The organism is Wolbachia endosymbiont of Drosophila incompta (genome assembly GCF_001758565.1).
In the GTDB taxonomy this organism is placed as follows: Bacteria; Pseudomonadota; Alphaproteobacteria; order Rickettsiales; family Anaplasmataceae; genus Wolbachia; species Wolbachia pipientis.
Genome location: NZ_CP011148.1, coordinates 335,264 through 338,035, shown reverse-complemented (window position 1 = coordinate 338,035; position 2,772 = coordinate 335,264). Strand labels below are relative to the sequence as shown.

Sequence of the window (2,772 nt, the reverse complement as noted above, 5' to 3'; positions counted from 1 at the left end):
GAAGGCAAGTATTGCACTTGATATTTATAGTTTGACTAGAATAATCCGTGATACTTACTTAAGGAGATGTTTAATCAAGCTCGGGCAAGAAATAGTTGGTGATAGCTACAACTACGATATTGAAAATCCTGCACAGGCGCAAATTGAACAAGCAATGACAAAATTGTTCAATTTGGCAGTAAAAAAACAAGGTGAGAAAACATATATAAAACTTGCAAGTTCAATTAAAGATGTAGTTGAGAAGATCAGCACACTGAAAAATAATCCAGAAGCGCTAGGCGTTACAACCGGACTTCAAGATCTAAATCAGCTTCTTGGTGGTCTACAAAAATCTGATTTATTAATTTTAGCTGCAAGGCCTTCTATGGGTAAAACAGCATTGGCGCTAAACATCGCACTTAATGCTTGTAAGATGTTGCAAAAAAGAGCAGATAAGCAACACTATGTAGCGTTTTTCTCGCTTGAAATGTCAGCAGAGCAATTAACTGCAAGGCTGATCACTATAGATTCAGGGATTAGTTATTATAAGGCATTAACCGGGAGAATTAGTGATTTTGAATTGCATGAATTTATCAATACTAGTACAGAATTATCTGAACTGCCTTTCATCATAGATGACACCCCTGCGCTATCAATTAGTGCCCTTCGCACCAGAATACGCTTGCTGTATCAATTATATAATGTAGAAGTGGTATTCATTGATTATTTGCAGCTAATCAGAGGAACAACAAAAAGGAGTAATGAAAATAGAGTGCAAGAAATCTCGGAAGTGACGCAGGGTTTGAAAGCAATTGCAAAGGAGCTAAATATTCCCATTGTTGCACTATCTCAGCTCTCTCGTTCTGTTGAGCAGAGGGATGATAAAAAACCACAACTTTCTGATTTACGTGATTCAGGGAGCATAGAGCAAGACGCAGATATAGTAATGTTTCTCTATAGAGAAGAATACTACGAATTGAGAAAGCAACCAAGTGAAGGAAACAATAAACATCGGGAATGGCAAGAGAAAATGGAGAAAATTAGAAATATTGCAGAGCTTGTTATTGCAAAGCAGAGGAACGGGCCAATTGGCAGTGTGAAGCTATATTTTGACTCTAACAGAGGTGCATTTAAAGATTACACGGAAAGGCATAGTTCATAGCTTGACAGCAATCTTCTTGTTCCCAAGTTTATCAATTATTTTTTTTATGTAAAGATAGCTTGACAACTTCTTAAAAATCCTTTTATAATGGTATTATATTTTATAATACGTGAGATGATGAATAAAAACAATGTACCCTATTATATAGCTGGAACTCTGGCTGCTTTAACTTTATTAGCATCTGGAGTGTTTGCTGCAGCTCCTTATATTGGTTTCTTAGCTCCAGTTGCAGCATTAAGTGTTGGCCTTCCATTTATTATTGGTGGTGCTGTATTTTCTGCTGTAGCTATTGCACTTTCGTATCAAGCAATTAGTGAGAACAAAACAAATTCTGAGTTAAAAAATAAAATGAAAGCTCAAGAGCAAACAATTTCTGGGCAAAAAACTCAACTAGCTAAAAAAGAAGCGGAAGTAAAAGCTAAAGAGGAAGAAAATTCTAAGTTAAAAAATAAAGTAGAAGCTCAAGAGGAAGAAAATTCTAAGTTAAAAGATCAAGTACGCACTCAAAAGCAGAAAAGTTCTGAGCAAAAAACTCAACTAGCTGAAAAAAATAAAAAGATAGAAGAAGACAAATTAAAAGTGGCAATTGCTGATGGCACTGTCCAGCTTGCAAAAGGAACAGTTAATAGCGCTGTTTGGTTTGCAAAAGAAGCAGTTAATGGTGTCTTGTATTCTGGCAAATATGCTTACGATAATTATGTGCCATCAACTGAGTCTACAAAAGGAACACTTAGTGGTATTGGAGGTGGCTTGAAAAATACTTATGATGCGTCAATTGCATCTGTAAGAGGAGCACTTAACAGCGTTGGAAGCAGCTTGTACAGTAGGATTTATGGTACTAAGGTTTCTAGTCCGGAAGAGCAGTTTAAGCGTGAAGATGGATCTTAACCTAGCATGCAAGAACTATCTCGTTTGGATTATTTAAATCTTGAGGTTCTTTCCAGTGAGCAAAAGCAACGAGCTAATAGTTTGGATTATTTAAATATTGATAACGTTCCTAAGCAACCTGATCATTTAAATGTTGATGCTGCTAAAAGTTATTTAATGAGTCTTTCTGAGGATCAGGATGTATTTTATGATGCAGAATCTGGTGATGAAAAAGGTACTGAGATTTCTAGCCCAGAAAGTCAGCCAAAACTAAAGAAGAAAATGGTCAAGGCTGGTTTGCATGGAGCCTAGGAAAGGTTAAGTCGGCAATTACTGAAGTAGTAGTGATAGGTGCTGATGTTACTAAACCATATTGTGCTAAAGTAACTAAGGCACTTGCCACCTAACTTGAATATGTAGACAGCGGTGTGCACCGTCGTTAACTAAAGATAATCCCATCCAGGAGAAATAGTTTTTACACTATTTCTCCTCTTTAGCATCAACCCTCAAAAAAACCGGCGTAGGTTTAGGCAATGTTATGCCTGAACTTACGCACGCGTCGCACAAAGATTTTAAATCTCGTTGTTCTTTCGGAATTTGCAGTTGATTTAGTATCATCTCTGCTGACTTGGGAACGATTGGCTGCAATAAAATGCCTATTATCCTGATATATTCCAGTAACTTGTAAATTACTAAATTCATGCGCTCTCTGTCAGTTTTGCTTAGTGTCCAGGGTGCACTTTTGTCTATGTAGGCATTTGCTT

3 protein-coding genes and 1 pseudogene are annotated in these 2,772 nt (G+C 36.8%); 3 read left to right on the top strand and 1 reads right to left on the bottom strand.

Annotation, left to right across the window (positions count from 1 at the left end; translation table 11 throughout):
* The 3 genes from WG67_RS05985 to WG67_RS01550 all read left to right on the top strand — a co-directional run.
* Window positions 1-1,141 (top strand): replicative DNA helicase (locus WG67_RS05985; RefSeq protein ID WP_458694971.1); only part of this gene is annotated, 1,141 nt, incomplete at its 5' end.
* 87 nt (window positions 1,142-1,228) lie between these two features.
* Window positions 1,229-2,029, top strand: coding sequence for a hypothetical protein (locus WG67_RS01555; RefSeq protein WP_070356799.1), 801 nt, complete (start codon window positions 1,229-1,231; stop codon window positions 2,027-2,029).
* A gap of 6 nt (window positions 2,030-2,035) precedes the next feature.
* Window positions 2,036-2,320 (top strand): hypothetical protein, encoded by a 285-nt coding sequence (locus WG67_RS01550; protein ID WP_070356798.1) that lies wholly within the window; start codon window positions 2,036-2,038, stop codon window positions 2,318-2,320.
* 168 nt (window positions 2,321-2,488) lie between these two features.
* Here the strand turns inward: WG67_RS01550 and WG67_RS08110 are convergent.
* A pseudogene (locus WG67_RS08110) lies at window positions 2,489-2,772 on the bottom strand (methionine--tRNA ligase); the annotation flags it as partial.

Coding starts and splice junctions, on each gene's coding strand:
- WG67_RS01555 (WP_070356799.1), top strand. CDS start 1,229: ATGGTATTATATTTTATAATACGTGAGATGATGAATAAAAACAATGTA.
- WG67_RS01550 (WP_070356798.1), top strand. CDS start 2,036: ATGCAAGAACTATCTCGTTTGGATTATTTAAATCTTGAGGTTCTTTCC.